Raw genomic sequence first — 3,158 nt, forward strand, 5'->3', positions numbered from 1 at the left:
CGCCCGCCCCGCCCGGAGGGGCCTTGTAGGGGGGCAGCGGTGAACGGGACCCACCCGGGTCGGGAATAAATGAGACGGCAATTTCTCCCCGTCGTTCACTCATTGCACGCATCCACGGACAGAGGCTTCAAACCTGAAGGTCCCGTCAGTTCGGTTTGAAGCAGCCCCTTGCCCCGTGGCCGACTGCGTGAGTCCCTCCGTCATTTCAAGCAGTTGCGAGATATTCTCGAAGTCTGAGAAAAGATGTAAAGCTGGAAATCTCGCCTGTACTTGAAATACGCGCCTCTCTTGTGGCACAGTGTTTTCTAATCTTTCCCCTTAGGAGGATTACATGTACGAGAAGCGAGTATTCGGCGCCCTGGGTGCCGCAGCCCTGTCCCTGATGGTCGGCGCCTGCACTGACGGCGCTCCTGCCGCGAACACGGAGGACGCGAACGTCCAGAAGGCTTCCGCCAACCTGTCGGCGGGCCAGAAGGTCATCGCGACGGACTCCGACGCGGTCCCCACCTTCCTCACCGGTTCCTTTGGTTCCGTTCCCGCTCCGTCCGCCATCCAGGGGATCGCGGCGCCGCAGCAGCTGGCGCCGGTGCTCGCGGGCGTGGCTCCGCTGTTCCGCCTCGACCCGAACGACCTGTTCCTGAAGAAGGCCTACGTCGGCTTCGACGGTGACACCCACTTCCGCTACGGCGTGACCCACAACGGCATCCTGGTGAAGGGCGCCGAGGTCCGTCTGCACGCCCGCAACGGCAACGTGTTCGCGGTGAACACCAACGCCCGCGGCGACCTGAAGGCCGAGGCGAAGGCCACCATCGCGGCGGACGCGGCCGTCGCGGCGGCCATTGGCGACCGTGGCTCCCCGGAGCGCGCGTCCTCCAACGCCGAGCCCCAGCTGGTGTACTACCGCACGGGCAACGAGCTCATCCTGGCGTACGAAGTTCGCGTCCAGGGCGCGCTGCCGGACACCACCCCGGTGGATGACTCCGTGTTCGTGAACGCCAAGACGGGCGACGTCTTCGAGCGCGTTCCGCACGTCCACTCCGCGCTGAGCCGCAAGGTCTACGACCTGCAGCACAAGACCACCCTGCCGGGCGTGAAGGCCCGCTTCGAGGGTGAGGCGCCGGTCGCCGACGCGGTCGTCAACAACAACTACGACCACCTGGGCACCGTCTACAACTGCTACAACAGCCTGTTCGGCCGCGACTCGTACGACAACGCCGGCCACGAGCTGATCAGCTCGGTGCACTACAGCACCAACTACGTCAACGCCTACTGGAACGACGTCCAGATGGTGTACGGCGATGGCGACGGCGTGAACGCCTCCAACCTGGCGAACTCGCTGGACGTGACGGCGCACGAGCTGACGCACGCGGTGACCTCGTCCGAGTCCGACCTCACCTACTCCGGTGAGTCCGGTGGCCTCAACGAGTCCATCTCCGACATCTTCGGCGCGGTGTGCGAGTGGTACGGCAAGGGCAAGGTCATCGACGCGGGCACCTGGATCGTCGGCGACGACGTCTGGACCCCGAGCATCCCGGGTGACGGCCTGCGCTACATGAACAGCCCCACGCTGGACGGGGACTCGCTCGACTACTACCCGGACTACGGCTCGGGCGTGGACGTGCACTACAGCTCCGGTATCTCCAACCTGGCGTTCTACCTGATGTCCGAGGGTGGCACGCACCCGCGCGCCAAGACGACCCAGGTCGTCACGGGCATCGGCTTCGAGAAGGCCGCCAAGGTCTTCTACAAGATCAACGTCGACCTGCTGACCGCGTCCTCCAACTTCGAGGCGGCGAAGACCGCTTCGGAGCAGGCCGCGACGCAGCTGGGCTTCACCGCGGCGGAGATCGCCTCGGTGGGCAACGCCTGGAAGGCCGTGGGCGTGGGCGTGCCCGTGCCTCCTCCGGTCACCACGCCGATCGAGAAGGGCGTGCCCGTGACGGGCATCTCCGGCACCTCCGGCAGCAAGGTGTACTACTCGGTGACCATCCCCGAGGGCGCCACGGACGTGACCTTCACGCTGTCCGGTGGCACGGGTGACGCGGACCTCTACGTCCGTAAGAACAACGCCCCGACGGACTCCCTGTACGACTGCCGTCCGTACAAGTCCGGCAACGCGGAGAGCTGCGTCTTCGCCACCTCCGGTGCGAAGGGCATCTGGTACGTGATGATCAAGGGCTTCACCACCTACACGAACACCAGCCTGTCCGTGACCTGGAAGGGTGGCTTCACCGACATCGGCAACGAGACCCGCATCGAGAACCTCTCGGGCGTCCCGGGCTCCACGCAGACGTTCATCATCGACGTGCCCGAGTTCAAGAAGGACTCCGGCATCAACACCCTGTCCGTCGCCCTGGGCGAGGGTGAGGGCAACGCGGACCTCTACGTCCGCGCCGCCGCTGCCCCGACGCAGTTCGAGTACAACTGCCGTGGCGTGAAGGAGAGCGCGACGGAGAGCTGCATCCTGCGCAACATCCCGGCGGGCAAGTACTACATCAGCGTGGTCGGCGTGCCGAGCCTGGTGGACACCGAGGTCAACGGCTACATCAAGACCGTCCTCGCGGCCTCGTACAAGACCCCGTAGTCCCTGAAGGCGCAGGGCGCGGCGAAGGTGCCGCGCTCCGCTCCTGAAGCCCCGGGCTCCCGCTTCCTCGCGGGAACCCGGGGTTCTTTTTTTGTTCAGCTCGCCGCGCCCGCCGCGCCCGTGGGCAAGGGACGCATGGGCTGGAAGCGGCCGTAGGTGAGCGAGCGCCACAGCCACTCCACCGGACCGAAGCGGAAGCGGGCCAGCCACCAGTGGCTGAAGGCGACCTGCGCCGCGAACGCGACGAGGCTCAGCAGCACCGTGAGCGACGGCGGCGTGTTGCCCACGAGCCCCAGGCCCCAGCCGTCATACAGACAGAGGCTGATGACCGACTGCATGAGGTAGAGCGTCAGCGCCATGCGGCCCGCGGGCGTGAACACGCCCAGCACCTTCCCCCAGCGCTCCTTCTGGAAGAGCAGCGCGAAGCCCGCCGCGTAGCCCGTGCCCAGGAAGACGATGCCCACGTCCTTCGGGATGCGCATCCACACCAGCCAGCCCGGCGGGCTCGCCATGCCCCAGTAGGCAAGGTTGAGCGCCATGATGAACAGCCCGATGACGCCGCCCACCCCCAGCC

General features: G+C 66.3%; 2 protein-coding genes. One reads left to right on the plus strand and one right to left on the minus strand.

All coding sequences use genetic code 11. From position 1 onward, the window contains the following. Positions 1 to 331: 331 nt before the first annotated feature. Complete coding sequence (locus D7W81_RS40590) at positions 332 to 2,584, plus strand: M4 family metallopeptidase (protein WP_120560667.1); 2,253 nt, start codon at positions 332 to 334, stop codon at positions 2,582 to 2,584. A 95-nt stretch (positions 2,585 to 2,679) separates the two neighbouring features. On the opposite strand, the gene D7W81_RS40595 is transcribed toward D7W81_RS40590, so the two are convergent. Then, positions 2,680 to 3,158, minus strand: a 479-nt coding sequence (locus tag D7W81_RS40595; protein ID WP_147445820.1) for a DUF418 domain-containing protein, incomplete at its 5' end; no start/stop codon positions are given.

Origin of the sequence: Corallococcus aberystwythensis (assembly GCF_003612165.1) — a bacterium.
In the GTDB taxonomy this organism is placed as follows: Bacteria; Myxococcota; Myxococcia; order Myxococcales; family Myxococcaceae; genus Corallococcus; species Corallococcus aberystwythensis.

Bases quoted from the DNA above. Each gene is read 5' to 3' on its own strand.
- D7W81_RS40590 (WP_120560667.1), top strand. From the start codon at position 332: ATGTACGAGAAGCGAGTATTCGGCGCCCTGGGTGCCGCAGCCCTGTCC.